This window comes from Niveispirillum sp. (genome assembly GCF_052437035.1).
Lineage (GTDB): Bacteria > Pseudomonadota > Alphaproteobacteria > Azospirillales > Azospirillaceae > Niveispirillum.
The window spans coordinates 1-25,057 of record NZ_JBQVOH010000005.1; the positions used below are offsets into that span (position 1 = coordinate 1).

The window sequence follows — 25,057 nt, forward strand, 5'->3', positions numbered from 1 at the left end:
AGCGCGGTCAGGTTCTGGCCAAGCCCGGCTCGATCAACCCGCACACGGACTTCGAGGCCGAGACCTACATCCTGACGAAGGAAGAAGGCGGTCGTCACACCCCGTTCTTCGCCAACTATCGTCCGCAGTTCTACTTCCGCACCACGGACGTCACCGGTTCGGTGACCCTGCCGGAAGGTACGGAAATGGTGATGCCCGGCGACAACATCCGCTTCGCCGTGAAGCTGATCGCCCCGATCGCCATGGACGAAGGCCTGCGCTTCGCCATCCGTGAAGGCGGTCGTACCGTCGGCGCCGGCGTTGTGTCGAAGATCGTCAAGTAAGCCTATCGCTTCGACGCATCACAGCAATGTGGTGGGGCCGGCCCGAAAGTACTTGGGGTCGGCCCACTCTTTGGGTATAAACCCTGCTCTTTTTGGGGTCTAGGACATGGACAATCAGAATATCCGGATCCGCCTTAAGGCGTTTGATCATCGCGTGCTCGACCAGAGCACCAGCGAGATCGTCAACACCGCGAAGCGGACCGGTGCGCGCGTCCGCGGTCCGATTCCGCTGCCCACGCAGCTGGAAAAGTTCACGGTGAACCGCAGCCCGCACATCGACAAGAAGTCGCGTGAGCAGTTCGAGATTCGCACCCACAAGCGTCTGCTGGATATCGTCGATCCGACGCCCCAGACGGTTGATGCGCTGATGAAGCTCGACCTGGCTGCCGGCGTCGACGTCGAAATCAAGCTGTAATCTAGTTTGGTGGAGTACGGGACCTCTCCCGATCTGAGGATGTCCCGAGTTATGGAGAAAAACAGATGCGATCCGGATTGATCGCGCAGAAGGTCGGCATGACCCGCGTCTTCACAGACGAGGGTGAAAGCGTGCCGGTGACTGTGCTGAAGCTGGACCAGGTCCAGGTCGTCGCCCACAAGACGGAAGAGAAGGATGGCTACACCGCCCTCCAGCTCGGCGCCGTCAAGGCCAAGGTGAAGAACGTCGCCAAGGCCCAGCGTGAGGTGTTCGCCAAGGCCAAGGTCGAGCCGAAGAAGAAGCTCGTCGAGTTCCGCGTGGCTCCCGCTAACCTGATTGAGGTTGGTGCTGAGCTGACCGCGGATCATTTCGTTTCCGGCCAGTTCGTGGACGTGCAGGGCACTACCCTGGGTAAGGGTTTTGCCGGCGGTATGAAGCGCTGGAATTTCGGCGGTCTGCGTGCGACCCACGGCGTGTCCGTGTCGCACCGCTCCATCGGTTCGACCGGTGGCCGTCAGGATCCCGGTAAGACCTTCAAGAACAAGAAGATGCCCGGTCACATGGGTGTCGACACCGTCACCGTCCAGAACCTGAAGGTCGTGTCGGTCGACGCCGAGCGCGGTCTGATCCTGGTCAAGGGCGCTGTCCCGGGCCATGAGGGCGCTTTCGTCCTCGTCAAGGACGCCGTCAAGAAGAAGCTGCCCGAGGGCGTGCCGTTCCCCGGCGCCTTCCGTGCTCCGGCTGCTGAAGCTGTCGCGGCGGAGGGCTGATAAATGAAGACGTCCATCAAGAATCTGAACAACGAAACCGTCGGCGAGATTGAGCTGTCGGAAGACGTGTTCGGCCTCCCGGCCCGTCAGGACATCCTGGCTCGCATGGTGCTGTGGCAGCTGGCCAAGCGCCGCGCTGGTACCCACAAGGCCAAGACGATCTCCGAGATCTCCGGCACCACCAAGAAGCCGTGGCGCCAGAAGGGCACCGGTCGCGCCCGTCAGGGTTCGCTGCGTTCGCCGCAGTTCCGCGGTGGCGCGCGTATTTTCGGGCCGGTCGTTCGTTCCCACGAACATGACCTGACCAAGAAGGTCCGCAAGCTGGCCCTGAAGACCGCCCTGTCGGTCAAGGCCGCCGAAGGCAAGCTGGTCGTGCTTGAGGCCGCTAAGGCCGATAGCCACAAGACCAAGGTGCTGTTCGGTCAGCTGCAGGCCCTGGGTCTGAAGTCGGCGCTGATCATCGACGGTTCCAACGTTGATGTGAATTTCGCCCGTGCCGCCGGTAACATCCCGCACATTGACGTGCTGCCGGAACAGGGCGCCAACGTGTACGACATCCTGCGCAGGGACGTTCTCGTCCTGACGCGCAACGCTGTCGAGCAGCTGGAGGCTCGCCTGAAATGAGCACGAGCAAGAAGACAATCTCGGCCGAGCGCATGTACGACGTCGTCGTCGCGCCCGTGATAACCGAGAAGGCCACCATGGGTTCCGAGCACAATCAGGTCACCTTCAAGGTGCGCATGGATGCGACGAAGCCCGAGATCAAGGCCGCGGTTGAAGGCCTGTTCAAGGTGACGGTCACGGCGGTGAATACCTCCGTGGTCAAGGGGAAGACCAAGCGCTTCCGTGGGACGATCGGTCGCCGGTCGGACTACAAGAAGGCCGTGGTTACCCTCGCCGAGGGCAGCTCCATCGACGTGACCACCGGCGTGTGAGGGTAGAGCTATGGCTTTGAAGACTTTCCGTCCGATTACGCCGAGCCTCCGCCAGCTGGTACTGGTGGACCGTTCGGAACTGCACAAGGGCAAGCCCGTCAAGATGCTGACCGAGGGCCTCTCCGGCTCCGGCGGTCGCAACAACACGGGTCGCATCACCGCCCGCCGCATGGGTGGCGGTCACAAGCGCACGTACCGCATCATCGACTTCAAGCGTACGAAGTTTGATATGCCGGCGACCGTTGAGCGCCTGGAATATGACCCCAACCGTACCGGCTTCATCGCTCTGGTGAAGTACACGGACGGCACCCTCTCTTACATTCTGGCTCCGCAGCGCCTGAAGGCCGGTGACGTTGTCATCTCCGGCGAGAAGGTGGACGTGAAGCCCGGCAACGCGATGCCGCTGAAGAACATCCCCGTCGGAACCATCGTCCACAATGTGGAGCTGAAGGCCGGCAAGGGTGGTCAGCTGGCTCGTTCCGCCGGCACGTACCTGCAGCTGGTCGGTCGCGACCAGGGCTATGCTCAGCTGAAGCTCCCCTCGGGCGAGCTGCGCATGGTCCGTGGCGAGTGCATGGCCACCATCGGCGCTGTGTCCAATCCGGACCAGTCCAACGTGGTCATCGCCAAGGCCGGTCGTAACCGCTGGCTGGGCAAGCGTCCGTCCGTTCGCGGCGTCGCCATGAACCCGATCGATCACCCGCACGGTGGTGGTGAAGGCCGCACCTCCGGTGGCCGTCACCCGGTTACGCCGTGGGGCAAGCCGACCAAGGGTAAGAAGACGCGTCAGAACAAGGGCACGGATAAGCTCATTATCCGCCGCCGCGCTAAGTAAGGGAGTGCTGCCGTGACTCGTTCCGTTTGGAAGGGGCCGTTCGTTGACGGCTACCTGTTGAAGAAGGCAGACAAGGCGCGTGCGTCGGGCCGCAACGAGATCATCAAGATCTGGTCGCGTCGTTCCACGATCCTGCCGCATTTCGTTGGTCTGACCTTCGGCGTCTACAATGGCCAGAAGTTCGTGCCGGTGCTGGTGACCGAGAATATGATCGGTCACAAGTTCGGTGAGTTCTCGCCGACCCGTACGTTCTACGGCCATGCGGCCGACAAGAAGGCGAAGAGGAAGTAATCATGGGAAAGCCGGCTGCAGAACGGCGCCTCAGCGAGACTGAGGCCAAGGCGTTCGGCGGAATGATCCGCACGAGCCCGCAGAAGCTGAACCTGGTTGCACAGCTGATCCGTGGAAAGTCCGCTGGTGAAGCTGTCGCCCTTCTGACATTTTCCAAGCGTCGTATCGCTGGCGAAGTGAAGAAGGTCCTCCAGTCCGCCATCGCGAACGCCGAGAACAACCACCAGCTGGACGTTGACCGCCTGTTCGTGTCCCACGCGACGGTCGGCAAGGCTCTGGTCATGAAGCGTTTCCATGCCCGCGCTCGCGGTCGTGGCGCCCGTGTCGAGAAGCTGTTCAGCAACCTGACCGTGATCGTGCGTGAGCGCGCTGAGGACAAGGCCGAGGGGGCCGCTGAATAATGGGTCAGAAAGTCAATCCGATCGGCCTGCGCGTCGGTATCAACCGGACGTGGGACAGCCGCTGGTACGCTGGTCGTGACTATGCAAAGCTGCTCCATCAGGATCTGAAGCTGCGCGGTTACCTGCAGACTCGTCTGCAGGCAGCCGGCGTCAGCCGCGTCATCATCGAGCGTCCGGCCAAGAAGGCCCGCGTCACCATCCACACGGCCCGTCCGGGTGTGGTGATCGGCAAGAAGGGTGCGGACATCGAAAAGCTGCGTCTCGAACTCAGCAAGATGGCCGGTTCCGAGGTCAATCTGAACATCGTCGAGATCCGCAAGCCGGAGCTGGACGCCCGCCTGATCGCCGAGAACATCGCCAGCCAGCTGGAGCGCCGCGTGGCGTTCCGTCGCGCCATGAAGCGCGCAGTGCAGTCGGCGATGCGTCTGGGCGCCCAGGGCATCCGTATTAACTGCTCCGGCCGTCTGGGCGGCGCGGAAATTGCGCGTATCGAATGGTACCGCGAAGGCCGCGTTCCGCTGCACACCCTGCGTGCTGACATCGACTATGGTGTTGGCACCGCGAAGACCACCTACGGCACCTGCGGTGTCAAGGTGTGGGTGTTCAAGGGTGAAGTGCTGGCCCATGATCCGATGGCGCAGGACAAGCGCGCCGCGGAACAGACGGCTGCTCGCTGATCATCCGGATACTGGCAAGGGATATAGAGAAGGCTACATGCCATGCTGAGTCCGAAGCGTACTAAGTACCGCAAGGCGCACAAGGGTCGTATCCACGGCGCCTCCAAGGGCGGTACCACACTGAATTTCGGCGCTTTCGGCTTGAAAGCTGTCGAGCCGATGCGTATTACGGCCCGTCAGATCGAGTCGGCGCGTCGCGCTATCACCCGCCACCTGAAGCGTCAGGGCCGCGTTTGGATCCGGATTTTCCCGGATCTGCCCGTGTCCTCGAAGCCGGCGGAAGTGCGCATGGGTTCCGGTAAGGGTTCGCCCGAATTCTGGGCCGCGCGCGTTGCGCCGGGCCGTATCATGTTCGAAGTCGATGGTGTGCCTGCTGAGCTGGCCACCCGCGCTTTCGAGCTGGCTGCTGCAAAGCTGCCGATCAAGGTGCGTATGGTCACCCGTCTGGGTGAAGGGGGTGAGGCATGACGAAGGCTACTGACCTTCGCGGCAAGAGCACGGACGAGCTGAACGATCAGCTCCTCCAGCTCAAGAAGGAACAGTTCAACCTGCGTTTCCAGAAGGCTTCCGGCCAGCTGGAGAATACTGCGCGGGTTCGTGTGGTGCGTCGCGACATCGCCCGCATCAAGACCATCCTGGGCCAGCAGGTTTCTGCTGCGTCCGCGTCCTGAGGAGGGGTTAACGATGCCCCGTCGCGTCCTGCAGGGTACCGTGGTGTCCGACAAGGGTGACAAGACCGTCACCGTGCTCGTCGAACGTCGCGTTATGCATCCTGTGTATAAGAAGTTCATCAAACAGTCCAAGAAGTACGCCGCCCACGACGAGGCGAACGCGTTCAAGATCGGCGACACCGTCCAGATCGAAGAATGCCGTCCGATCTCCAAGTCGAAGCGGTGGACCGTCGTCGTGGCTCCGGCCGCTGGCGACACTCCGAACGCCTGAAGATAAGGAAGACATTCCATGATTCAGATGCAAACCAACCTGGAAGTCGCGGACAATAGCGGCGCGCGCCGGGTGCAGTGCATCAAGGTGCTGGGCGGCGCTGGTCGTCGCTTCGCCGCCATCGGCGATGTTATCGTCGTGTCGGTGAAGGAGGCCATCCCGCGCGGCCGTGTTAAGAAGGGTGACGTGCAGCGCGCGGTCATCGTTCGCACCGCCAAGGAACTGCGCCGTGAGGACGGTTCCGTCATCCGCTTCGACCGTAACGCTGCCGTGCTGATCAACAAGCAGGGCGAGCCGATCGGTACGCGCATTTTCGGGCCCGTGACCCGTGAGCTGCGTGGCAAGAAGTTCATGAAGATCATTTCGCTGGCGCCGGAGGTGCTCTGATGGCTGCGAAGATCCGTAAGGGCGACAAGGTCGCTGTCATCACCGGTAAGGACAAGGGCAAGACCGGCGAAGTTATTGCCGTTCTGCCATCCGAGGGCCGTGTCAAGGTGCGCGGTGTCAACCTGGTGAAGAAGCACCAGCGTCAGACCCCGATGCAGCAGGGCGGCATCGTCGAGATCGAAGCGGCACTGGACCTGTCCAACGTCGCCATTCTCGACCCGAAGACCAACAAGCCGACCCGCGTCGGCTTCCGGACGCTGGAAGACGGCCGCAAGGTCCGTTTCGCCAGGGCTTCCGGCGAAGTGATCGAGTGAGGCGCGCCATGGCTGCTCGTATGAAAGAACGCTACGACGCGACCCTGCGTGCAAAGTTGAAGGCGGAGTTCAACTACGCCAACGACATGCAGATTCCGCGTCTCGAAAAGATCGTGATCAACATGGGCGTTGGCGAAGCCGCCAGCGACGGCAAGAAGGTGACGCAGGCTGCCGCTGAGCTGGCTGCGATCACCGGCCAGAAGCCCGTGATCACGAAGGCTCGCAAGTCCATCGCCCAGTTCAAGCTGCGCGAAGGCATGCCGATCGGTTGCAAGGTCACCCTGCGCGCCGATCGCATGTATGAGTTCCTGGATCGTCTGGTCACCATCGCGCTGCCGCGCGTCCGCGACTTCCGCGGTATTAACGGCAACGCGTTCGATGGCCGCGGGAACTACGCGCTGGGCCTGAAGGAACAGCTGATTTTCCCGGAAATCGACTACGATAAGGTGGACGATATCCGCGGCATGGACATCATCTTCGTCACCACGGCCAAGACCGACAAGGAAGCCAAGGCTCTCCTGAAGGGTTTTGACATGCCTTTCGCCGGGGAGGCGGGGACCAATGGCTAAGAAGAGCTCTATCGAGAAGAACAAGCGCCGCACCGAACTGGCGGCCAAGCACCGGGAAAAGCGCACCGCCCTCAAGGCGACCGCTAAGAACCGCGAACTCTCCGATGAGGAGCGTTTCACGGCTGTCCTGAAGCTGGCGCAGCTGCCCCGCAATGGCAGCCGTACCCGCATCCGGAACCGTTGCGAGCTGACGGGGCGTCCGCGCGCCTTCTATCGCAAGTTCCGTTTGTGCCGTGTCGCCCTGCGTGATCTCGCCAGCAATGGCCAGATCCCGGGCATGACCAAGTCCAGCTGGTAAGGAGGGTCGGGTAATGAGCCTGAGCGATCCCCTGGGCGATATGCTGACCCGTATTCGTAACGGTCAGAAAGCCCGTATGTCGGTCGTGACGAGCCCCGCGTCGAAGCTCCGCACCAATGTGCTGGAAGTCCTGAAGCGTGAAGGTTACATCCGCGGTTATGCCGTGGAGGAAGACCGTCCCGGTGTGCAGTCCCTGCGCATCGAACTGAAGTACTTCGAAGGCGAGCCGGTTATCAAGGAAGTGCACCGCGTTTCCAAGCCGGGCCGCCGCATCTATTCGAAGATCGCCGATCTGCCGCGGGTCTATAATGGCCTCGGTATTTCGATCCTGTCGACGCCTCGCGGCGTCATGTCTGATGTAGAGGCCCGCGCTGCCAATGTTGGCGGCGAAGTCCTCTGCAAGGTGTTCTAAGGAGCACGGCCACATGTCCCGTATCGGAAAGCATCCGGTGCCGGTGCCGGCCGGCGTTACCGTCCAGGTCACCGGTCAGACTGTCACCGCCAAGGGCAAGCTGGGTCAGCTCAGCTTGAACTTGATCGACGAAATCGAGGCCAAGCTGGAGGGCGGCAATGTTGTCGTCCTGCCGCGGACCGAAACGGTCCGCGCTCGCCAGAACTGGGCCACCGCCCGTACCAACGTTGCCAACCTGGTGACCGGTGTGGACAAGGGTTTCACCCGCAATCTCGAAATCACCGGCGTCGGCTACAAGGCCGCCGTTGCTGGTTCGGAGCTGGTGCTGAACCTGGGTTTCTCGCACGACATCCGCTACCCCATTCCCGCGGGTATCACGATGAAGTGCGACAAGCCGACGTCCATCTCGATCAGCGGTGCTGACAAGCAGCAAGTTGGTCAGATCGCTGCGGAGATCCGCTCCTATCGTCCGCCTGAGCCCTACAAGGGCAAGGGCGTCAAGTACGATAATGAGACGATCATCCGCAAAGAAGGCAAGAAGAAGTAAGGCGGACGACGATGAGCAAGCAAAAAGATCTCAACCAGCGCCGCAAGGCGCGGGTGCGCGCCCGGCTCCGCAAGGTCGGCAGCGGGCGCGCTCGTCTCTCGGTCTTCCGGTCGAGCCAGCACATCTATGCCCAGATCATCGACGACGAGGCCGGCCGTACGCTGGTTTCTGCGTCGACCCTGGAAAAGGATCTGCGCGAAGGCCTGAAGACCGGGGCGGACACCGAGGCGGCAAAGTCCGTCGGCAAGCTGATTGCCGAACGCGCTGTCGCCGCAGGCGTCACCACCGTTTACTTCGATCGTGGTCAGTACCTGTATCACGGGCGTGTGAAGGCTTTGGCCGACGCCGCCCGCGAAGCCGGCCTGCAGTTCTAAGGGGGTTAGCATGGCTCGTAATGAGAACAGCGCGGCCGGCGGCGAGAATGAGCGGCGTGGCCGCGATCGTGGCGAGCGCCGCGATCGCGACAACCGTGATCGTCGTGAGGAACGCGAGGGCGATGATCTCGTCGAAAAGCTCGTCGGGATCAACCGCGTCGCCAAGGTGGTCAAGGGTGGCCGTCGCTTCGGCTTCGCTGCCATTGTGGTTGTCGGCGACGCGAAGGGTCGCGTCGGCGTCGGTTCGGGCAAGGCCCGCGAAGTGCCGGAGGCCATCCGCAAGGCTACTGAGCAGGCCAAGCGTTCGATGATCCGCGTGCCGCTGCGCGAGGGTCGCACGTTGCATCATGACGTTTTCGGTCACTTCGGTGCCGGCAAGGTCGTGCTCCGTGCCGCTCCTCCGGGTACCGGCATCATCGCGGGTGGCCCGATGCGCGCCATCTTCGAAGCCCTGGGCGTGGCGGACGTGGTGACCAAGTCGGTCGGTACTTCCAACCCGCACAACATGATCAAGGCGACCTTCGACGCTCTGACGCAGTGCGTCAGCCCGCGTTCGGTGGCTGCCCGTCGTGGTCGTCGCGTGTCCGATATCCTGGGCAAGCGCGAAGGCGAGAAGGAGGCCGCGTAAATGGCTGACAAGAACACCGTCATCGTGACCCAGACGGGGAGCCCGATTGGCCGCCAGGGCGACCAGCGTGCGACCCTGATCGGTCTGGGTCTCAACAAGCTGAACCGCACCCGCGAGCTGGAAGATACGCCGGCTGTTCGTGGGATGATCAACAAGGTTCGGCACCTCGTGCGCGTCGAGGAGGCCTCGTAAGAGGTTTCCCCGATACGGCCTGAAGGATCAAGACCATGAAGCTCAACGAAATCAGTGAAAACCCGGGCGCACGCAAGCTTCGCATGCGCATCGGTCGCGGTATCGGGTCCGGTAAGGGCAAGACCGGTGGCCGTGGCGTCAAGGGTCAGAAGTCCCGTACGGGCGTCTCGATCAAGGGCTTCGAAGGCGGCCAGATGCCCCTGCATCGCCGTCTGCCGAAGCGTGGCTTCTCCAACGTTCCGTTCGCCAAGGATTACTCCGTGGTCAACGTGGGCGCTGTGCAGAAGGCCATCGATGACGGTCGTCTGAACGCTGCCGAGACGGTAAACGCCGAAGCGCTGGTCAAGGCCGGCCTGGTGCGTGTCTCCGCCGACGGCGTGCGTCTGCTGAACAAGGGCGCCATCAAGGCCGCCGTGACCTTCGACGTGGCTGGCGCTTCCGCCGGTGCCGTCGCCGCGGTCGAGGCTGCTGGTGGCAAGGTGAACCTGCCGGCCGTTGAGGCCTGATCGGTTCTGCCAACGCCGTTGGTAAAGTACGTGACAGGGCCCCGGAGCGATCCGGGGCCTTGTTGCGTTTCGGCCCTCCGCCCCGGCCAAGCAGGCATGTGACATTCGATGCCACTATGATAAACGACTTGACGTTAGTAAGTTGCTTATGTTGTTATCAAGGCGTGGCACCGATGGTGACGCACTGGGGCGGCAAAGGCGGCAAACACCGCTAGGCACTGCCCGGTCACCATCCGCATCGGCGCATTACAGCCGAGGCATTTGGAGTGCCCAGCATGTTTGGCGTTCAAGATTTCAAATGTGGCGGGAATTCTTGAGATATGGCTGCGAAGGGCGCCCGGCTTGATTGAGCCGGGCGTCTTTGCGTTTGGCATTCATGGATGGCGCGTCAGCGCAGAACGCGCTCCAGAATCTCCACGCCACGCTGCAATACCTGCCGCTCTTCCACCGTCAATGGCGCCAGTCGCGCCTCCAGTGCGGCAACCCGGCGGGCCCGTCCGGCCAGGAGCAGGGCGCGTCCGGCCTCCGTTGCGGTGATGCGAACCCCGCGCCGGTCTGTCGGGTCGGGATCACGGCTGACCAGTGCCGCCGCCGCCAGCGCATCGACGATCCGGCTCATGGTGGGCGGGCGCACCTGTTCCGCTGCCGCCAACTCGCCCAGGGACCGGGGCCCCCCGAAGACCAGCACCGACAGCGCCGACAGACGTGGTGCCGTCAGACCGCTATCATCATCTTCTCGCCGCAATAGCCGCAGCAGCCGGATAGACGCAGCATGCAGCCGCTCGGCAACGCTGTCCGGCCAATCATGGGGATGCTTTACGGACATTGTTAGCTTTGCTAATAATTATCTTCAGCTAAACATTATCATCCGGCGGGTAGGTGATCCATGGGCTTGAACCCCTCGCATATCGTGCAGGTCGCCGTTCCGGTTCAAAACCTGGACCGCGCCCGCGCCTTTTACCGGGATGTGTTGGGGCTTACGCATCTGTTCGACGCGCCGCCGTCGCTGGCCTTCTTTCAGTGCGGCCAGACCCGCCTGATGCTGGGGCCGCAAGAAGGGCAGGAGCAGGTTGCCGGCCCCATCCTTTACTACAACGTACCCGACGCAACGGCAGCACAGGCCGCGCTGGAGGCTGCCGGCGCGCCCGTCATACAGCCGGCCCACCTCATTGCACGGGTTGGCGGCAAGGATATCCATCTCTCCATCTGCCGCGACAGCGAGGGGAACATGGTGGGCCTGATGAGCGAGACTGACGCGGCCTGAACCCCTCCCCCGCATGATCGGCACAAGATGCCGCAGCCCCTACATTGGTGGCATTGACCCTGCCGCGCGATGGCCTTACCCCTATGGTCGGAAAGAATAACGGCGGTTGACAGCCCGGATGCCGGGTCCGGTGGTGTAACGGACACCTGCCAGATGCACATGGCATACTGGTGCTGGTGTTTTTCATGTTGACCACATGCCCCTATGTCCTGTTGATACGCGTGAGAGTGGCCGGCCCTCCGTTTCGGCCGGACCAGTGACTTGCCAAGAGGCCTTTTATGGCATCCGCCGCTGAACAGCTTGCCGCCAACATCAATTTCGGTGCCTTCTCGAAGGCCACGGAACTGAAGAAGCGGATTTGGTTTACCCTGGGGGCGTTGATCGTCTACCGCCTGGGAACCTACATTCCTCTGCCGGGTATCGATTCCGGCGCCTTCGCCAGCTTCTTCGCCAATCAGTCGGGCGGCATCCTGGGCATGTTCAACATGTTCGCTGGTGGTGCCGTTGAGCGCATGTCGATCTTCGCGCTCAACATCATGCCCTACATTTCGGCGTCGATTATCATCCAGTTGATGACGGCTGTTGCCCCGTCGCTGGAGACGTTGAAGAAGGAAGGCGAGTCGGGCCGCAAGCGTCTGAACCAGTATACCCGCTACCTGACGGTGGCTCTTGCCCTGGTGCAGTCCTATGGCCTGTCCTTAGGCCTGGAGGGCATGAACCAGGCTGGCGGCGGTGTGGTGATCGATCCGGGCTGGTTCTTCCGCCTGTCGACCGTCATCACCATGGTCGGTGGCACCATGTTCCTGATGTGGCTGGGTGAGCAGATCACGGCCCGGGGCGTTGGCAATGGCATTTCGCTGATCATCTTTGCCGGCATCGTGGCCGCGTTGCCGGGTGCCTTGGCGCAGATTCTGGAGCTGGGCCGCACCGGTGCCATGAGCACTTGGTTCATCCTGGGCCTGCTGGTTCTGGCGGTCATCGTGATCACGGGAATCGTGTTCTTCGAACGCGCACAGCGCCGCCTGATCGTGCAGTATCCCAAGCGCCAGATGGGCAACAAGATGTATGGCGGGGAGGCTTCGCACCTGCCGCTGAAGCTGAATACCGCTGGCGTCATCCCGCCCATCTTCGCCTCGTCGCTGCTGCTGCTGCCGCTGACGGCGGTCGGTTTCTCGTCGGCCGGTGGGCCGGAATGGCTGGCCACGATCACCCGCTTCGTCGCGCATGGCACGCCGCTCTACATGGTGCTGTACACCGCGCTGATCGTTTTCTTCTGTTTCTTCTATACCGCCATCGTCTTCAACCCGACCGAAACGGCCGAGAATCTGAAGAAGTATGGCGGGTTCATTCCGGGCATCCGGCCCGGCAAGAACACGGCCGATTATCTGGACTTCGTGCTGACCCGTTTGACGGTGGTGGGGGCCGCCTACATCACGGTGGTCTGCTTGCTGCCGGAAATCATGATGGCGGAATATGGGGCCGCTTTCTATTTCGGTGGTACCAGCCTGCTGATCATGGTCACGGTGACCATGGATACCGTGGCGCAGATCCACTCCCACCTGCTGGCGCATCAGTATGAAGGACTGATCAAGAAGGCCAAGCTGCGTGGGAGACGTGGATGAACCTCATTCTGTTGGGTCCGCCGGGCGCCGGTAAGGGGACGCAGTCCCAGCGTCTGGAGAAGAAGTACGGTACCGTACAGCTTTCGACGGGCGACATGCTGCGCGCAGCCGTGCGCAGCGGGTCGGAGCTGGGCCAGCGCGCCGATGCCATCATGAAGGCGGGGCAGTTGGTGCCGGACGAGGTCATGATCGCGATGATCTCCGAACGGATCGATCAGCCGGACTGTGCCAAGGGCTTCATCCTGGACGGTTTCCCGCGTACCGTGCCGCAGGCCGCCGCGCTGGACAGCATGCTGGCCGATAAGGGCCTGAAGCTGGATCATGTGATCGAGATGAAGGTGGACGGGGCTGCCCTCGTCACCCGCGTCACGGGCCGCTTTACCTGCGCCAAGTGCGGTACCGGCTATCACGATACGTTCAAGCCGACGGCGGTCGCGGGTACCTGCGACAATTGCGGCTCGACGGAGTTCACGCGCCGTGCCGATGACAATGCCGAAACCTTTGGCAAGCGTCTGGCCGCTTACGAGCGCGATACGGCCCCCATCCTGCCCTACTACGCCTCTCGCGGCGTGTTGAAGCAGGTGGACGGCATGGCGGAGATCGATGAGGTTACCCGTCAGCTGGAAGCTATCATAGGCTGATCCGTCGGGTCGGTTGAGGGAATGAAAAAGGGGCGGTCGCCGACATGGTGACCGCCCCCTTTTTTTTTATCCGCGCTACGCTACGGGGATCGCAAAGCCCTAACTTCTCCAGCGCAGAACCGTATCCTTCACCGGATTGACAAAATCCCGTCCTTCGGCCCGTGCGCGCTGATACTCGTTTTTCAGCTGGTGATACCAGCGTGCCTGGGTGTCGGCATCCTTGATCAGCATCAATGTCGGGTCATGGGCCAGCCCCTTCTGCTGCATCACCACCACGTCACGATCCTGGCCCAGGAAGCGGCGCACGAAGCGGCGCAGGATCGGCCTGGCCAGATCGGCCCAGCCCAGGGTCCAGTAGAAGCTGTTGGTGACCTCGGTGTTGTTGGCGTCCAGTGGCGTGACGGTGGTCAGGTTGACGATGCGGTGCCGACCGGCGGCGATATGTTCGGTCCGCACACCGGGAAGCCGGAAGGTGATCTCCGTCTCCGGTGCGCCCCCTAGCAGCTTATAGGCGGCGGAGTTGGAGGAGGGCCGGTGCCGTTTCATGGCAAAGCCGAAAGGGGCGGGACCGAAGGCCTTGGCCTTTTCATGGATGGAGCGGGAGGACCGCCAGAACCAGCTTTGATGCACGAAGGGCCCATGGGCCGGGTCCATAAGACCGATGACGGCATGATCGACGGGGCAGGGGAAATGCATGACCTCCGTCAGGTTGGGCACCCTTCCTTCCATATCGGGCATCTGCGGCGGCTCACCCTCCGGTTCGCTATCGCCCATCCAGATCCAGAGATTGCCCTGCGCCTCTGCCACCGGATACCGGCGAACCTTGATACGGCTGAAATCGAAATCCTGGTCCGGGACCAGGGAGGGGATGGCGGTGCATCCGCCACCGCCGTCAAAGCGCCAGCCATGATAGCGGCACTCCACCTCCCGGCCATCGAATCGGCCACAGGACAGGGGAATGCCCCGGTGCGGGCAGATATCGCGCAGCGCGAAGGCGTTGCCGTCATTGTCCCTGGCGAACAGGACCGGCTGTCCTAGCAGAGTCTTCGCCTGCATCCTTCCCCGCTTCAGGGCGGCGGATGGCAGGGCGAAGTACCAGATATCGGTAAGGAACAAGCTGGTCATGAAGCATCACATGAGCGGCGGGGGAGCGTCGCACCATAGCAGGACAGGGACCGCAGGTCAGGCGGCACAGAGGCCCGAACTGCTGACTTCCCGTGCGATCCCTGATACAATGCGACGCATCAACGCCATTCCCATGTCTGTGCGCACCGAAAGCCATCGGCTTTCGCGATGGCAAGGGTGTACCCCATGTAACACCCCCTTGTTTTCTGTTTCATCTGGTTGCACGAAGCCCAATCCGCCCGGAGCCGAGCCTTTGTGACCTCCGAATTCAGCTCCGCGTAAAAACGGCTCTGCCCTTACAGCCACGCCGTCTCCACATCCAGGACGGTGCGGTCCAGACTGGTCAGGATGGCGGCCTGGGTGACGGTCTTGGGCAGTTCGTGGGCGAAGAACCAGCGGCAGGCGGCCAGCTTGCCATTCAGATGGTTGGCATCGCCCTTGCCATCCGTCAGCCAGGCATCGGCCACCAGGGCCTGGCGCAGCCAGATCCAGGCCATCACCGTGTGTCCGAACATTTCCAGATAGGTGGTGGCATTGGCCAGTGACAGCGCCACCTGACCGCCGGCCCGCACCGTACCCAGATGCGCGGTCACGGTGGCCACCCGGCTCAGCGCTTCGCCCAGGCAAGCGGCATGGGCGGCAAGGGTGGGACGAGCGGTTGCCGCAGTAATCGTGGTCGCCATTTCAGTGGCCAGCGCCTCAAACGCGGCCCCGCCATCCATGAACACTTTGCGACCCAGCAGGTCGTTGGCCTGGATGCCGTAGGTGCCCTCATGGATCGGGTTCAGGCGGTTGTCGCGGTAATACTGTTCCACCGGATAATCGCGGGTGTATCCATAACCACCCAGGATCTGGATGGCCCATTTATTGGCCTCCAGGCAGTGCTCCGACGGCCAGGACTTGGCGATGGGGGTCAGCAGTTCCAGCAGCAGGCTGGCGCGGCGGCGACCGGCTTCCTCATGGGCCGTCCTCTCCTCGTCCACCAGCCGGGCGCAGAGCAGGCACAGCGCGATGGCGCCTTCCGATGCCGCCTTCTGCTGCAACAGCATGCGGCGGACGTCGGCATGCTCAATGATCGGCACCATGGGGCTGGTCGGGTCGCGCGCCTCCAGCGGGCGACCCTGTGGGCGCGTGCGGGCATATTCGGCGGAGTAACGATAGCCGGCATAGCCAAGGGCGGCAGCGCCCAGCCCGACTCCAATCCGCGCCTCGTTCATCATCTGGAACATGTAGGACAGGCCGTGATGGGCTTGCCCCACCAGGAAGCCCTGACAGCGCCCTTCCTCGCCAAAGGACAGGATGGTGCTGGTGGTGCCGCGATAGCCCATCTTGTGCAGCAGGCTGACCAGCCGCACGTCATTGTCGGGGCCAAGCGTACCGTCATCGTTCACACGGATGCGGGGAACGATGAACAGGCTGATGCCCTTCACGCCCGCCGGCGCACCCTTGATCTTGGCCAGGACCATGTGGACGATATTGTCCGACAGTTCATGCTCACCGGCGCTGATCCATTGCTTGGTGCCGGTGATGGCGTATGAACCGTCGGCATTGGGCGTGGCGCTGGTGCGGATATCGGCCAGGCTGCTGCCCGCCTGCGGCTCCGACAGGGCCATGGTGCCGAAGAACCGGCCGGTCAGCATGGGGTCTAGGAACTTCGCCTGCTGTGCTTCGCTGCCGAAGCTGCGGATCAGGTTGCCGGCGCCGATGGTCAGGAACGGATAGGCCGCGGTCGCGATGTTGGCCGTCTGGAAGAAACTGAAGGCCGCCTGCACGATGCACCAGGGCAGTTGCAGCCCACCCAGTTCCTCATCGTGATGGGCGGCCAGGAACCCTGCCTCGGCAAAGGCGTCAACAGCCTCCTTCACGGCGGGCAGCATCACGACCTTGCCGTTGATCCGGTCGGGTTCGTGCTTGTCGGCCTCGTGATAATGCGGCCCGAACTTCTCATCTGCCAGACCGGCGGCGGTGTCCAGAACCTGGGACAGGGCGTCACGGTCCAGATGGCTGAAGCGGGGGCGGGACAGCAAGCTGTCCAGGTCCAGCAAGCCATCCAGGATGAAATCGATCTCGCCACGGTCCATCCGGCTCATGCCCGCATCCTCCCGATATCTGTTCACGGCCCCCGAGTCGTGCTCAGGCCTTCAAACAGATGTTTAAATTGTCGGGGCGTGCCTGTCGAGAGGCTGTGTCAGCGGCGCCAGAAGGAGGGGCTGAGCAGCACGAAGACCGTGAACAGTTCCAACCGGCCCAGCAGCATGGCCAGCGACATGATCCAGACCGCGAAATCATGCAGCGGCTCGTAATTGCCGACCGGCCCGATCATGGGGCTGAGGCCGGGACCGACATTGCCCAGGGCCGTGGCGGCGGCCGAAATGGCGGTCACATAATCGAGCCCCGTCAGGCCCAGCAGCACCGCAAAGATCAGGATCAGGGCGATATAGAGGAAGGTGAAGCTCATCACGGAGATGATGACATCATTATCGACGGGCTTGCCGTTATAGGTCAGTGGGATAACCCGGTTCGGGCTGAACAGCCGGTTGATCTGCATACGTAGGGCCAGCCACAGAATCTCAAACCGGAACATCTTGATCCCGCCGGAGGTGGAGCCCGTGCATCCCCCCACCAGGGTCAGGATAAAAAACAGGGCCACGGGACCATGGCCCCAGGCGAGATAATCGGTAGAGGCAAAGCCCGTCGTGGTGATCAGGGAGACGCAGTTGAACACCGAATGGCGGATCGCCTCCATCGGGTCCAGATGGTCCTTGGCGATCACATAAAGGGCCAGTAAGCCCGAAACGATAAGGGTAAAGGCGGTGTAGTTCCGGACCTGGCTGTCATGCCACAGCGCCTTGGTATCGCCCTTGATCATGGAGATGAAGCGGACAAAGGGCAGGCTGCCCAGGAACATGAACAAGGCCAGGGTCCATTCCACGCCGGCATTCTGGAAATAACCGACCGAGGTATCCTTGGTAGAGAAGCCCCCGGTGCCCAAGGCGGTCATGGAATGGTTGATGGCGTCGAACATCGGCATGCCGGCCAGGCGCAGCATGATGATGCAGGCGATCGTCAGCGCCAGATAGACCCAGCCAAAGCCCAGGGCCATGTCGGCGGCTCTCGGCACCACCTTGTCCGACTTGTCCGATGACTCGCTGCGGAATAGCTGCATCCCGCCAACCCGCAGGAAGGGCAGGATAACGATGCCCATGCCGACAATGCCGATCCCGCCCAGCCAGACCAGCAGAGACCGCCACAGCAGCAGGCCGGGCGGCAGGGTCTGCACCGTGGCATAGGCGCTGGCGCCCGTCGTCGTAAGGCCGGACATGGCCTCGAAATAGGCGTTGGCGTAGGTCAGGCGCTGTTCAGCCAAGGTGAAAGGCAGGGCGGCAAAAGCACCTACAACAATCCATGCGAACGTGGTCAGCACAAAGGTCTGACGCAGCGAAAGGGCAATGCGTTCCGCCCGATTCGTCAGCATCAGCAGCACGCCGAAAAACAATGTCAGGCCCGAGGAGACGGCAAAGACCCGCCAATCATCCTGCCCCGCCGCCAGATCGGCAATCATCGGCGCCACCATCGCAACCGCGATGACGGACAAAAGCGCACCGATCACATAGAAGATGGGACGGACGTCCAGGGAGAGCATGGCACTCCGGCGGCTTGACGGGAAACCGCAGCCGGTCTGGCGCGGAACACGGACACACCCTTGTTGAAGGCGGCATGGCAGTCAAGCCCGCTTTGCCGGCCCGGAAAGGCAACGGCCGGGGAAATCCCCGGCCGTCACGGACAATCAGGTCGCTGGGGTCACTCGATCCCCAGGGCTGCCTTGTACAGTTCCAGAAGCGCGTCCATTTCCTGACGGTCTTCCTTTTCCATCCGGCGGATGCGGATGATCTGGCGCATCACCTTGGTATCAAAGCCGGTGCCCTTGGCCTCGGCATAGATGTCCTTGATATCGTCCTGGATGCCCTTCTTTTCTTCCTCCAGGCGCTCGATGCGCTCAATGAAGGAACGCAGGCGGTCGGCCGCGATTCCGCCGACATCATTGGAGGTTGCGGCGTCAGACATGGTGTCTCTTACCTTGGCAAGTATGTTGGAAAGTGCCGGGACCTTATCCAGCCGGGGCCGGGGACGCAAGCTGGTTGCGAGCAGGCCCCCTCGTCACCGCCCCCAGCGCCGGTCTGTGTAGCGGCATAGAAAGGCGTTGCCGGCACCGCCGCCGCCTGCACCGTCCCCGATCATCGTCATTTCCACCAGGCGAAAGCCGAACATTTTCAGGAACATAAAAAGATCTTCCATCGCCACGTCATTCTCGTACGTGTCACCCAGTCCGATCTCCGTGTAGATATAGTCGATGTGTTGAAGGGTTCTGGTTGCGCCCTTCAACACACTCAACTCCGCCCCCTGCACATCCATGTATAGCAGGCTTAAATTGCCGGAGAGATCCGGGCGGTGGTGATGAACGGTGTCCATGACCCGGTCCAGGGTGAAGCTGGTCAGCTTCTGTTCGGCCACGAAATCCACATGCGGATAATCCTCCAGATGCCCGAGCGGCTTCAGCGTGCTGGAACTCGCGCCGAAATTGTTAGCGACGTGGAATGTCACGTCCTCCCCATCCCTCGCACCGCACACCGCCTGGATGGGCAGATAGCCGGGCACCGAAGCGCATAAGCGCTGCAAAACAGTGAAGGGAGCGTCCAGCGGTTCGATGAAAACGCCCTGATGCACGCCGGCATCGTAAAAACTTTGCAGTTCCTGACCTGCATTGGCGCCAACCTGGACTACGCCCTTCGGCATCGGGCATCGCAACTTCGCGATGATTTCCAGAGCTGACAGCATTCAGTATCTCCTGTGGCAGCCGGTCCTTGATCGGCGTGGCTAGGCTACTACAGGTCCTGATGACAGCGAACGGTTACTTATCCACGCCGCAGCACCAGTGCCACGCCAACCGCCGTGATGGCCATGCCACCCAACGCCAATGGCCCCAGCTTCTCCCCGAACAGGGCCCAGGCCATCAGGGCCGTGACGGGCGGGACCATGTAGAACAGGCTGGCCACCTTGGAGGCGGCACCCCGCCGGATCAGGGCGAACAGCAGGAAGATGGCGCCGACGGACAGGACCAGACACAGCCAGGCCAGCGCGAACACGAAATCAGCGGTCCAATTGACCTGCATCGTCTCCAGCATGGGGGCCAGCACGGCCAGTACCGTTCCGGTGGCGGCATACTGAATGGTGGTACCCGTACGCAGGTCCATGTCGGCGCAATAGCGTTTCTGATAGAGCGTGCCGATGGAGATGCCCAGCAGGGCCGCCACCGACAAGCCGATGCCCAACGGCCCGCCAATATTCAGCGACAGCTTCTCCCACACCACCGCCGTCACGCCGGCTAGACCCAGGGCAAAGCCCAGCCATTGCCGGCCCGTGATGCGCTCCCCCAGCAGGGGCCCCGCGACCAGCGCCGTCAACAGGGGCTGCAAGCCCACGATCAGGGCCACGCTGCCGGCGGGTATGCCCTGCTTCAAGGCACCGAACACGCCCCCCAGATAGACGCCATGCACCAGCAGGCCCGCCACGGCGATATGCCCGACAGTGCCCCAGGAGCCGGGCCAGGGAGCCTTCTGCCAAGCCGACAAAGCCAGCAGCACAACGGCCACCAGCGCCATGCGCCAGAGCAGGAAGGTCAGCGGCTCCGCATGCGGAAGGCCCAGCTTGCCGCCGATGAAGCCCGTGCTCCACAACAGCACGAACAGGGCAGGTGCCAGCCTTCCCCAATCGGGGGCGGTCAGGCTACCGGAGTGGGAGGAGGGGGTGTTCATTCAAAACATCCTGAAACGGCAAACGGCCGCCCCGGTTGAGGGAGCGGCCGTCGACCTTACGCACGGATCTGATAACGCGAGGTTATCGGGATCAGCCGTTGTTCTTGCCCTGCTTGGCAACGATTTCGTCAGCGACGTTCCTCGGCACCGGATCGTAGTGCGAGAATTCCATCGTGAACGAACCACGGCCCGAGGTCATGCCGCGCAGCTGACCGATGTAACCGAACATGTCGGACAGCGGCACATGAGCTTCGACGGCGATGTTGTTGCCACGCTCCAGCTGACCCAGGATCGTGCCACGACGACGGTTCACGTCGCCGATCACGTCACCCAGATAATCTTCCGGAACCACAACCTCGACCTTCATGATCGGTTCCAGCAGAACGGGCCCTGCCAGCTTCATGGCTTCGCGGAAGCAGGCCTTGGCGGCGATTTCGAACGTCAGGGCGTTCGAGTCGACGTCATGGTACTTACCGTCGATCAGGGTGGCCTTGAAGTCCACAGTCGGGTAGCCGGCGATGACGCCGTCTTCCTTCTGCATCTGCAGGCCCTTGTCCACCGAGGGGATGTATTCGCGGGGAACGGTACCACCGACGACTTGGTCGACGAAAGTATAGCCCTGACCGCGCTCCTGCGGCTCGAACACGATCTTCACTTCTGCGAACTGGCCCGAACCGCCGGTCTGCTTCTTGTGGGTGTAGATGTGCGTGACGTTGCGGGTGATCGTCTCGCGATAGGCGACCTGCGGACGGCCCATGACGCCTTCCACACCATATTCGGTGCGGACGCGGTCCAGGGTGACTTCCAGGTGCAGTTCTCCCATGCCGCGCAGCAGGGTCTGACCGGTTTCACGGTCGGTTTCCAGACGCAGGGACGGATCGGCACGGACCATCTTGCCGATAGCGGCGCCGAACTTATCCTGGTCAGCGCGGTTCTTCGGCTCGATCGAGACGGAGATCACGGGCTCGGGGAAGCGCATGCGCTCCAGCACCACGGGGGCGGTGGCATCGCACAGCGTATCACCGGTATCCGTTTCGGCCAGCGACACGAAGGCGACGATGTCACCGGCGCGGCATTCTTCCAGATCGTTGGTGTCCTTGGCGAACATTTCCACGATACGGCCGATACGCTCGCGCTTGCCACGGGTGGTGTTCAGCAGGGTCGTGCCCTTGGTGACGACGCCCGAGTAGACGCGCACGAAGGTCAGCGAACCGTACTTGTCGTTCAGCACTTTGAACGCCAAGCCGGAGAACGGCTCGTCGTCAGAGCACAGACGCTCGCCATTCGGGTTACCATCGGGGTCCACCGTCTTGATGGCTTCCACGTCGGTCGGGGCCGGCAGGTACCAGACAACGGCGTCGAGCAGCTGCTGCACGCCCTTGTTCTTGTACGAGGAACCGCACAGAACCGGCACGAAGGCGCCGTTCAGCGTGGCCTTGCGGATGCACTCGCGCAGCTTCTCAGCCGACGGCTCGGTGCCTTCCAGATAGGCTTCCATCGCCGCGTCGTCCTGCTCCACGCAGGCTTCGACCAGGTCCTGACGGTACGTGGCGTACTGGCTCAGCAGCTCGCGGTCATAGGCGTTGGTGATCTTCAGCTTGTCAGCCAGATCGTCCGTAACGTCCCAGATTTCCCACTTGCTGTCCTTCTCCTCGGAGAACCAGACATAAGCCTTCATCTCGACGAGGTCGATCATGCCGTGGAAATCGTCTTCCGAGCCGATCGGCATCTGCAGGCAGATGGGGCGGGAGCCCAGACGGTCAACGACCATCTTCACGGTACGGCGGAAGTTCGCGCCCGACCGGTCCATCTTGTTGATGTAGCACATGCGCGGAACCTTGTAGTTGTCCGCGAGGCGCCAGTTCGTCTCGGTCTGCGGCTCCACGCCGGCCACACCGTCGAACACCACAACAGCGCCGTCGAGCACGCGGAGCGAGCGGTTCACCTCAATGGTGAAGTCCACGTGGCCCGGGGTGTCGATGACGTTGATCTTCTTGCCCTTCCAATGGCAGGACACGGCGGCCGACTGAATCGTGATGCCGCGCTTCTGCTCCTGCTCCATGTAGTCGGTCGTCGTCGACGTCTTCAGATCCTTGGTATCATGAACGTCGATGATCGTGTGCTTACGACCGGTATAGTACAGGATGCGCTCAGTCGTGGTCGTCTTGCCGGCATCGACGTGGGCGATGATGCCGATATTCCGGATATCAGAAAGCGGGGTAGTGCGGGGCATAAGAAGGGCTCCGTCGTCCAGCGTCGTGTCAAAAGATCAACCGACCCGGCGTGGTGAGGTCGAGTGCGTGGATGAGGCGGGAGGAACCACGATGCCGCAGCGCCCATCCCGCACGAAAAAAACCGGGGTGCCGTCAGCGCCAAGCGCCTCGGTTCCCCGGTGGCGGCCTATGTAGCGCGGATGCGCCCTTATGCCAAGGGGGGATATGGCATGACGGGTAAGCGCGTGGGCGATGGTGTTATTACGGCATCGCGATGTTGCCGGATACTCACCAGTACCGCCACGCCGTGGCCTCTCGCGGCGCTCGTGTCTGTTCTGGTGATCCGTCGGGTGAAAACGAAAAACCCCGCCGGGATCGCTCCCGGCGGGGTCTCTCTCAACCTTTTACGGTCGGCCTGGATCAGGCGGCGGCTTCTTCGCCGTCCTCGTCCTTCACCAGCACCGGGCCGCTGTCCTGGCCCTTGGCGGCCGTGTCGCGGTCAACGAACTCGATGATGGCCATCGGGGCGTTGTCGCCGTAACGGAAGCCAGCCTTCAGGACGCGGGTGTAACCACCGTTGCGATCCTTGTAACGCTCGGCGATGACGGTGAACAGCTTGTCCACAACGGCATTGTCGCGCAGCTCGGCATAGGCCAGACGCTTGTTGGCGAGGCCGCCCTTCTTGCCCAGCGTGATCAGCTTTTCGACGATCGGACGCAGGTCCTTGGCCTTCGGCAGGGTCGTCTTGATCTGCTCGTGCTTGATCAGGGCGTTCGCCATGTTGGAGAACATGGCCAGACGGTGGGAGGTGGTGCGGCTGAACTTACGCCCGGACATTCCATGACGCATGGGTACTCTCCTTCATAGCATGGCCCCGCTGGGCGGAACCGATGGCGATCCCCGCAAGCGCCGGTACCCGCATGGGCCAGTACGGCAGGGGTGGGCGGAATGCCCAAAGTGAAACAGGGGGCGGAACCTAGACGGCCCCGCCCGTAAAATCAAGCTCAGTACGGCTCTTCCAGACGCTTGGCCAAGTCCTCGATATTCTCGGGCGGCCAGTTCGGGATTTCCATGCCGAGATGCAGACCCATCTGGGCCAGCACTTCCTTGATTTCGTTCAGCGACTTGCGGCCGAAGTTCGGGGTACGGAGCATCTCCGCCTCGGTCTTCTGCACCAGATCGCCGATATAGACGATGTTGTCGTTCTTGAGGCAGTTGGCCGAACGAACCGACAGTTCCAGCTCGTCCACCTTGCGCAGCAGGTTCTTGTTGAAGGGGATCTCGTCCGCCTTCGACTCGGCCACGGCTGCCTGCGGCTCTTCGAAATTGATGAACATCTGCAGCTGGTCCTGCAGGATGCGGGCGGCGATGGCCACCGCGTCTTCCGGCGTGACTGCGCCGTTGGTCTCAACGGTCAGCAGCAGCTTGTCATAGTCCGTGGTCTGGCCGACGCGGGTGTTTTCCACCTTATAGGCGACCTTGCGGACGGGGGAGAAAATGCTGTCGACCGGGATCAGGCCGATCGGAGCATCTTCCGGACGGTTCATGGAGGCCGGGATGTAGCCCTTGCCCGAATGAACGGTCAGTTCCATGTTCAGGCGCGCGCCGGCATCCAGCGTGCAGATGACGTGATCGGGGTCCAGCACCTCGATATCGGCGCCGGTGTCGATCATGCCGGCAACGACGTTGCACGGGCCTTCGGCGCGCAGACGCATGCGGCGGGGGCCTTCGGCACCCATCTTCAGCGCCATGGCCTTAATGTTCAGGACGATGTCCGTCACATCTTCGCGCACGCCGGGGATCGACGAGAATTCATGCAGCACGCCGTCGATATGGATCGACGTGACAGCGGCACCCTGCAGAGAGGAGAGCAGGACGCGACGCAGCGAATTGCCCAGCGTCAGAGCGAAACCACGCTCAAGCGGGCCGGCAACGATCAGGGCTTCACGCTTCGGGTCGTTACCCGGCGTGATTTCCAACTTGTTCGGCTTTTCGAGAGTCTGCCAGTTCTTCTGGATCACGGCTGTGCCTCATGCCATCGGGGACAAAACAACGTCCCGGAACAGGGATATCCGCTCTATTCTGGGCTGCCACGATGGCGTGTGGCGGCCTTTCCCGAACGGATGCTGTTCCGGGACGATGACTAACAGAAATCAGACGCGACGCTTCTTCGGCGGGCGAACGCCGTTGTGCGGGATCGGCGTCACGTCGCGGATGGACGTGATCTGGAAGCCGATCGACTGCAGCGCGCGCAGAGCCGATTCACGGCCCGAACCCGGACCCTTCACTTCGACTTCCAGCGTCTTCATGCCATGTTCCTGGGCCTTGCGGCCCGCGTCCTCAGCAGCCATCTGGGCGGCGTAGGGCGTGGACTTGCGCGAACCCTTGAAGCCCATCGTGCCCGACGAGGACCAGGCAATGGTGTTGCCCTGGGCGTCGGTGATGGTGATCATGGTGTTGTTGAAGCTGGCGTTCACATGAGCGACGCCAGAGGTGATGTTCTTGCGCTCGCGACGGCGAAGACGTGCGGCGTTGGCATTGGGCTTGGCCATTTGGTCTTACT

At 62.3% G+C, this 25,057-nt stretch carries 35 protein-coding genes and 1 pseudogene; 25 read left to right on the plus strand and 11 right to left on the minus strand.

The window, feature by feature from the left end; genetic code table 11:
* From tuf to rplO, 22 genes and pseudogenes are all read left to right on the plus strand, one after another.
* A pseudogene (tuf, locus tag ACT6Q8_RS13685) lies at positions 1–323 on the plus strand (elongation factor Tu); the annotation flags it as partial.
* A gap of 106 nt (positions 324–429) precedes the next feature.
* A complete protein-coding gene (gene rpsJ, locus ACT6Q8_RS13690; RefSeq protein WP_029013602.1) occupies positions 430–738 on the plus strand; it encodes a 30S ribosomal protein S10 in 309 nt (102 codons plus the stop codon).
* 65 nt (positions 739–803) lie between these two features.
* Positions 804–1,508: a 50S ribosomal protein L3 gene (gene rplC / locus ACT6Q8_RS13695; RefSeq protein ID WP_054168366.1), complete on the plus strand. Its 705-nt coding sequence runs from the start codon at positions 804–806 to the stop codon at positions 1,506–1,508.
* A gap of 3 nt (positions 1,509–1,511) precedes the next feature.
* Entirely contained in the window at positions 1,512–2,132 is a 621-nt protein-coding gene (rplD, locus tag ACT6Q8_RS13700; RefSeq protein WP_054168365.1) for a 50S ribosomal protein L4, read from the plus strand.
* Positions 2,129–2,443 carry a 50S ribosomal protein L23 gene (locus tag ACT6Q8_RS13705; RefSeq protein ID WP_054168364.1) on the plus strand — a complete coding sequence of 105 codons (315 nt, stop codon included), beginning with the start codon at positions 2,129–2,131 and terminating at the stop codon, positions 2,441–2,443. Before rplD ends, ACT6Q8_RS13705 begins: the two co-directional genes overlap by 4 nt.
* A 10-nt stretch (positions 2,444–2,453) precedes the next feature.
* Positions 2,454–3,278 carry a 50S ribosomal protein L2 gene (gene rplB, locus ACT6Q8_RS13710; RefSeq protein WP_444733300.1) on the plus strand — a complete coding sequence of 275 codons (825 nt, stop codon included), beginning with the start codon at positions 2,454–2,456 and terminating at the stop codon, positions 3,276–3,278.
* A 12-nt stretch (positions 3,279–3,290) separates the two neighbouring features.
* Positions 3,291–3,569, plus strand: a complete 279-nt coding sequence (rpsS, locus tag ACT6Q8_RS13715) for a 30S ribosomal protein S19 (protein WP_054168362.1) — start codon at positions 3,291–3,293, stop codon at positions 3,567–3,569.
* A 2-nt stretch (positions 3,570–3,571) separates the two neighbouring features.
* On the plus strand, positions 3,572–3,970 hold the full coding sequence (gene rplV, locus ACT6Q8_RS13720; protein WP_054168361.1) for a 50S ribosomal protein L22: 399 nt from the start codon (positions 3,572–3,574) through the stop codon (positions 3,968–3,970).
* On the plus strand, positions 3,970–4,647 hold the full coding sequence (gene rpsC / locus ACT6Q8_RS13725; protein WP_054168360.1) for a 30S ribosomal protein S3: 678 nt from the start codon (positions 3,970–3,972) through the stop codon (positions 4,645–4,647). The genes rplV and rpsC overlap by 1 nt, the downstream gene beginning before the upstream one ends.
* A 42-nt stretch (positions 4,648–4,689) precedes the next feature.
* Positions 4,690–5,115 carry a 50S ribosomal protein L16 gene (rplP, locus tag ACT6Q8_RS13730; RefSeq protein WP_054168359.1) on the plus strand — a complete coding sequence of 142 codons (426 nt, stop codon included), beginning with the start codon at positions 4,690–4,692 and terminating at the stop codon, positions 5,113–5,115.
* The gene (rpmC, locus tag ACT6Q8_RS13735) at positions 5,112–5,318 is read left to right on the plus strand and encodes a 50S ribosomal protein L29 (RefSeq protein ID WP_054168358.1); all 207 of its coding nucleotides are present in this window, start codon (positions 5,112–5,114) and stop codon (positions 5,316–5,318) included. Before rplP ends, rpmC begins: the two co-directional genes overlap by 4 nt.
* 13 nt (positions 5,319–5,331) lie before the next feature.
* Complete coding sequence (rpsQ, locus tag ACT6Q8_RS13740; protein WP_054168357.1) at positions 5,332–5,589, plus strand: 30S ribosomal protein S17; 258 nt, start codon at positions 5,332–5,334, stop codon at positions 5,587–5,589.
* Between the two features lie 18 nt (positions 5,590–5,607).
* Complete coding sequence (gene rplN, locus ACT6Q8_RS13745) at positions 5,608–5,976, plus strand: 50S ribosomal protein L14 (RefSeq protein ID WP_054168356.1); 369 nt, start codon at positions 5,608–5,610, stop codon at positions 5,974–5,976.
* Entirely contained in the window at positions 5,973–6,290 is a 318-nt protein-coding gene (gene rplX, locus ACT6Q8_RS13750; protein WP_444733451.1) for a 50S ribosomal protein L24, read from the plus strand. The genes rplN and rplX overlap by 4 nt, the downstream gene beginning before the upstream one ends.
* An 8-nt stretch (positions 6,291–6,298) precedes the next feature.
* Entirely contained in the window at positions 6,299–6,859 is a 561-nt protein-coding gene (rplE, locus tag ACT6Q8_RS13755; protein WP_054168354.1) for a 50S ribosomal protein L5, read from the plus strand.
* Positions 6,852–7,157, plus strand: coding sequence for a 30S ribosomal protein S14 (gene rpsN / locus ACT6Q8_RS13760; RefSeq protein ID WP_054168353.1), 306 nt, complete (start codon positions 6,852–6,854; stop codon positions 7,155–7,157). Before rplE ends, rpsN begins: the two co-directional genes overlap by 8 nt.
* Before the next feature lie 13 nt (positions 7,158–7,170).
* Entirely contained in the window at positions 7,171–7,569 is a 399-nt protein-coding gene (gene rpsH, locus ACT6Q8_RS13765; RefSeq protein ID WP_054168352.1) for a 30S ribosomal protein S8, read from the plus strand.
* Positions 7,570–7,582: 13 nt separating this feature from the next.
* The gene (gene rplF, locus ACT6Q8_RS13770; RefSeq protein ID WP_054168351.1) at positions 7,583–8,116 is read left to right on the plus strand and encodes a 50S ribosomal protein L6; all 534 of its coding nucleotides are present in this window, start codon (positions 7,583–7,585) and stop codon (positions 8,114–8,116) included.
* Positions 8,117–8,127: 11 nt separating this feature from the next.
* Entirely contained in the window at positions 8,128–8,490 is a 363-nt protein-coding gene (rplR, locus tag ACT6Q8_RS13775; protein WP_054168350.1) for a 50S ribosomal protein L18, read from the plus strand.
* Between the two features lie 10 nt (positions 8,491–8,500).
* Complete coding sequence (rpsE, locus tag ACT6Q8_RS13780; protein ID WP_054168349.1) at positions 8,501–9,118, plus strand: 30S ribosomal protein S5; 618 nt, start codon at positions 8,501–8,503, stop codon at positions 9,116–9,118.
* A complete protein-coding gene (gene rpmD, locus ACT6Q8_RS13785; protein WP_054168348.1) occupies positions 9,119–9,310 on the plus strand; it encodes a 50S ribosomal protein L30 in 192 nt (63 codons plus the stop codon).
* A 35-nt stretch (positions 9,311–9,345) separates the two neighbouring features.
* Entirely contained in the window at positions 9,346–9,816 is a 471-nt protein-coding gene (gene rplO / locus ACT6Q8_RS13790; protein WP_054168347.1) for a 50S ribosomal protein L15, read from the plus strand.
* 388 nt (positions 9,817–10,204) lie between these two features.
* On the opposite strand, the gene ACT6Q8_RS13795 is transcribed toward rplO, so the two are convergent.
* Positions 10,205–10,642, minus strand: a complete 438-nt coding sequence (locus tag ACT6Q8_RS13795) for a MarR family winged helix-turn-helix transcriptional regulator (RefSeq protein WP_054168346.1) — start codon at positions 10,640–10,642, stop codon at positions 10,205–10,207.
* 60 nt (positions 10,643–10,702) lie between these two features.
* Here ACT6Q8_RS13795 and ACT6Q8_RS13800 point away from each other — a divergent pair, with 60 nt between their 5' ends.
* The 3 genes from ACT6Q8_RS13800 (at position 10,703) to ACT6Q8_RS13810 (ending at position 13,343) form a co-directional block, all read left to right on the plus strand.
* Positions 10,703–11,080 carry a VOC family protein gene (locus ACT6Q8_RS13800; RefSeq protein ID WP_444733301.1) on the plus strand — a complete coding sequence of 126 codons (378 nt, stop codon included), beginning with the start codon at positions 10,703–10,705 and terminating at the stop codon, positions 11,078–11,080.
* A 278-nt stretch (positions 11,081–11,358) separates the two neighbouring features.
* Positions 11,359–12,702: a preprotein translocase subunit SecY gene (secY, locus tag ACT6Q8_RS13805; RefSeq protein ID WP_054168344.1), complete on the plus strand. Its 1,344-nt coding sequence runs from the start codon at positions 11,359–11,361 to the stop codon at positions 12,700–12,702.
* On the plus strand, positions 12,699–13,343 hold the full coding sequence (locus ACT6Q8_RS13810; RefSeq protein WP_054168343.1) for an adenylate kinase: 645 nt from the start codon (positions 12,699–12,701) through the stop codon (positions 13,341–13,343). Before secY ends, ACT6Q8_RS13810 begins: the two co-directional genes overlap by 4 nt.
* A 99-nt stretch (positions 13,344–13,442) precedes the next feature.
* Here the strand turns inward: ACT6Q8_RS13810 and ACT6Q8_RS13815 are convergent, their stop codons facing one another.
* The 10 genes from ACT6Q8_RS13815 to rpsK form a co-directional block, all read right to left on the minus strand.
* Positions 13,443–14,468: a Rieske 2Fe-2S domain-containing protein gene (locus ACT6Q8_RS13815; RefSeq protein WP_444733302.1), complete on the minus strand. Its 1,026-nt coding sequence runs from the start codon at positions 14,466–14,468 to the stop codon at positions 13,443–13,445.
* A gap of 296 nt (positions 14,469–14,764) precedes the next feature.
* On the minus strand, positions 14,765–16,558 hold the full coding sequence (locus ACT6Q8_RS13820; RefSeq protein ID WP_444733303.1) for an acyl-CoA dehydrogenase: 1,794 nt from the start codon (positions 16,556–16,558) through the stop codon (positions 14,765–14,767).
* 98 nt (positions 16,559–16,656) lie between these two features.
* A complete protein-coding gene (locus ACT6Q8_RS13825) occupies positions 16,657–18,111 on the minus strand; it encodes a TrkH family potassium uptake protein (protein ID WP_054168340.1) in 1,455 nt (484 codons plus the stop codon).
* Between the two features lie 158 nt (positions 18,112–18,269).
* Entirely contained in the window at positions 18,270–18,533 is a 264-nt protein-coding gene (locus tag ACT6Q8_RS13830; RefSeq protein WP_054168339.1) for a DUF2312 domain-containing protein, read from the minus strand.
* A gap of 93 nt (positions 18,534–18,626) precedes the next feature.
* Positions 18,627–19,304: an FkbM family methyltransferase gene (locus ACT6Q8_RS13835; protein ID WP_444733304.1), complete on the minus strand. Its 678-nt coding sequence runs from the start codon at positions 19,302–19,304 to the stop codon at positions 18,627–18,629.
* 77 nt (positions 19,305–19,381) lie between these two features.
* On the minus strand, positions 19,382–20,281 hold the full coding sequence (locus ACT6Q8_RS13840) for a DMT family transporter (RefSeq protein ID WP_444733305.1): 900 nt from the start codon (positions 20,279–20,281) through the stop codon (positions 19,382–19,384).
* Positions 20,282–20,372: 91 nt separating this feature from the next.
* Entirely contained in the window at positions 20,373–22,514 is a 2,142-nt protein-coding gene (gene fusA, locus ACT6Q8_RS13845) for an elongation factor G (protein WP_054168336.1), read from the minus strand.
* Between the two features lie 400 nt (positions 22,515–22,914).
* Positions 22,915–23,343, minus strand: a complete 429-nt coding sequence (gene rplQ, locus ACT6Q8_RS13850) for a 50S ribosomal protein L17 (RefSeq protein WP_054168335.1) — start codon at positions 23,341–23,343, stop codon at positions 22,915–22,917.
* Positions 23,344–23,498: 155 nt separating this feature from the next.
* Positions 23,499–24,515 (minus strand): DNA-directed RNA polymerase subunit alpha, encoded by a 1,017-nt coding sequence (locus ACT6Q8_RS13855; RefSeq protein ID WP_054168334.1) that lies wholly within the window; start codon positions 24,513–24,515, stop codon positions 23,499–23,501.
* Positions 24,516–24,647: 132 nt separating this feature from the next.
* On the minus strand, positions 24,648–25,046 hold the full coding sequence (rpsK, locus tag ACT6Q8_RS13860; RefSeq protein WP_054168333.1) for a 30S ribosomal protein S11: 399 nt from the start codon (positions 25,044–25,046) through the stop codon (positions 24,648–24,650).
* Between the last annotated feature and the right edge of the window lie 11 nt (positions 25,047–25,057).

What these genes read in the sequence shown, in the direction of transcription:
- rplF (WP_054168351.1), top strand. Translation starts at nt 7,583, where the DNA reads ATGTCCCGTATCGGAAAGCATCCGGTGCCGGTGCCGGCCGGCGTTACC.
- rpmC (WP_054168358.1), top strand. Translation starts at nt 5,112, where the DNA reads ATGACGAAGGCTACTGACCTTCGCGGCAAGAGCACGGACGAGCTGAAC.
- rpsJ (WP_029013602.1), top strand. Translation starts at nt 430, where the DNA reads ATGGACAATCAGAATATCCGGATCCGCCTTAAGGCGTTTGATCATCGC.
- ACT6Q8_RS13840 (WP_444733305.1), bottom strand. Translation starts at nt 20,281, where the DNA reads ATGAACACCCCCTCCTCCCACTCCGGTAGCCTGACCGCCCCCGATTGG.
- rplP (WP_054168359.1), top strand. Translation starts at nt 4,690, where the DNA reads ATGCTGAGTCCGAAGCGTACTAAGTACCGCAAGGCGCACAAGGGTCGT.
- ACT6Q8_RS13800 (WP_444733301.1), top strand. Translation starts at nt 10,703, where the DNA reads ATGGGCTTGAACCCCTCGCATATCGTGCAGGTCGCCGTTCCGGTTCAA.
- ACT6Q8_RS13830 (WP_054168339.1), bottom strand. Translation starts at nt 18,533, where the DNA reads ATGTCTGACGCCGCAACCTCCAATGATGTCGGCGGAATCGCGGCCGAC.
- rpsK (WP_054168333.1), bottom strand. Translation starts at nt 25,046, where the DNA reads ATGGCCAAGCCCAATGCCAACGCCGCACGTCTTCGCCGTCGCGAGCGC.
- ACT6Q8_RS13705 (WP_054168364.1), top strand. Translation starts at nt 2,129, where the DNA reads ATGAGCACGAGCAAGAAGACAATCTCGGCCGAGCGCATGTACGACGTC.
- rpsC (WP_054168360.1), top strand. Translation starts at nt 3,970, where the DNA reads ATGGGTCAGAAAGTCAATCCGATCGGCCTGCGCGTCGGTATCAACCGG.
- rpmD (WP_054168348.1), top strand. Translation starts at nt 9,119, where the DNA reads ATGGCTGACAAGAACACCGTCATCGTGACCCAGACGGGGAGCCCGATT.
- ACT6Q8_RS13810 (WP_054168343.1), top strand. Translation starts at nt 12,699, where the DNA reads ATGAACCTCATTCTGTTGGGTCCGCCGGGCGCCGGTAAGGGGACGCAG.
- rplE (WP_054168354.1), top strand. Translation starts at nt 6,299, where the DNA reads ATGGCTGCTCGTATGAAAGAACGCTACGACGCGACCCTGCGTGCAAAG.
- rpsE (WP_054168349.1), top strand. Translation starts at nt 8,501, where the DNA reads ATGGCTCGTAATGAGAACAGCGCGGCCGGCGGCGAGAATGAGCGGCGT.
- secY (WP_054168344.1), top strand. Translation starts at nt 11,359, where the DNA reads ATGGCATCCGCCGCTGAACAGCTTGCCGCCAACATCAATTTCGGTGCC.
- rpsQ (WP_054168357.1), top strand. Translation starts at nt 5,332, where the DNA reads ATGCCCCGTCGCGTCCTGCAGGGTACCGTGGTGTCCGACAAGGGTGAC.
- ACT6Q8_RS13835 (WP_444733304.1), bottom strand. Translation starts at nt 19,304, where the DNA reads ATGCTGTCAGCTCTGGAAATCATCGCGAAGTTGCGATGCCCGATGCCG.
- ACT6Q8_RS13825 (WP_054168340.1), bottom strand. Translation starts at nt 18,111, where the DNA reads ATGCTCTCCCTGGACGTCCGTCCCATCTTCTATGTGATCGGTGCGCTT.
- rplV (WP_054168361.1), top strand. Translation starts at nt 3,572, where the DNA reads ATGGGAAAGCCGGCTGCAGAACGGCGCCTCAGCGAGACTGAGGCCAAG.
- ACT6Q8_RS13815 (WP_444733302.1), bottom strand. Translation starts at nt 14,468, where the DNA reads ATGACCAGCTTGTTCCTTACCGATATCTGGTACTTCGCCCTGCCATCC.
- rplO (WP_054168347.1), top strand. Translation starts at nt 9,346, where the DNA reads ATGAAGCTCAACGAAATCAGTGAAAACCCGGGCGCACGCAAGCTTCGC.
- rplC (WP_054168366.1), top strand. Translation starts at nt 804, where the DNA reads ATGCGATCCGGATTGATCGCGCAGAAGGTCGGCATGACCCGCGTCTTC.
- rplR (WP_054168350.1), top strand. Translation starts at nt 8,128, where the DNA reads ATGAGCAAGCAAAAAGATCTCAACCAGCGCCGCAAGGCGCGGGTGCGC.
- fusA (WP_054168336.1), bottom strand. Translation starts at nt 22,514, where the DNA reads ATGCCCCGCACTACCCCGCTTTCTGATATCCGGAATATCGGCATCATC.
- rplN (WP_054168356.1), top strand. Translation starts at nt 5,608, where the DNA reads ATGATTCAGATGCAAACCAACCTGGAAGTCGCGGACAATAGCGGCGCG.
- rpsN (WP_054168353.1), top strand. Translation starts at nt 6,852, where the DNA reads ATGGCTAAGAAGAGCTCTATCGAGAAGAACAAGCGCCGCACCGAACTG.
- rpsH (WP_054168352.1), top strand. Translation starts at nt 7,171, where the DNA reads ATGAGCCTGAGCGATCCCCTGGGCGATATGCTGACCCGTATTCGTAAC.
- rplB (WP_444733300.1), top strand. Translation starts at nt 2,454, where the DNA reads ATGGCTTTGAAGACTTTCCGTCCGATTACGCCGAGCCTCCGCCAGCTG.
- ACT6Q8_RS13820 (WP_444733303.1), bottom strand. Translation starts at nt 16,558, where the DNA reads ATGAGCCGGATGGACCGTGGCGAGATCGATTTCATCCTGGATGGCTTG.
- rplQ (WP_054168335.1), bottom strand. Translation starts at nt 23,343, where the DNA reads ATGCGTCATGGAATGTCCGGGCGTAAGTTCAGCCGCACCACCTCCCAC.
- rplD (WP_054168365.1), top strand. Translation starts at nt 1,512, where the DNA reads ATGAAGACGTCCATCAAGAATCTGAACAACGAAACCGTCGGCGAGATT.
- ACT6Q8_RS13795 (WP_054168346.1), bottom strand. Translation starts at nt 10,642, where the DNA reads ATGTCCGTAAAGCATCCCCATGATTGGCCGGACAGCGTTGCCGAGCGG.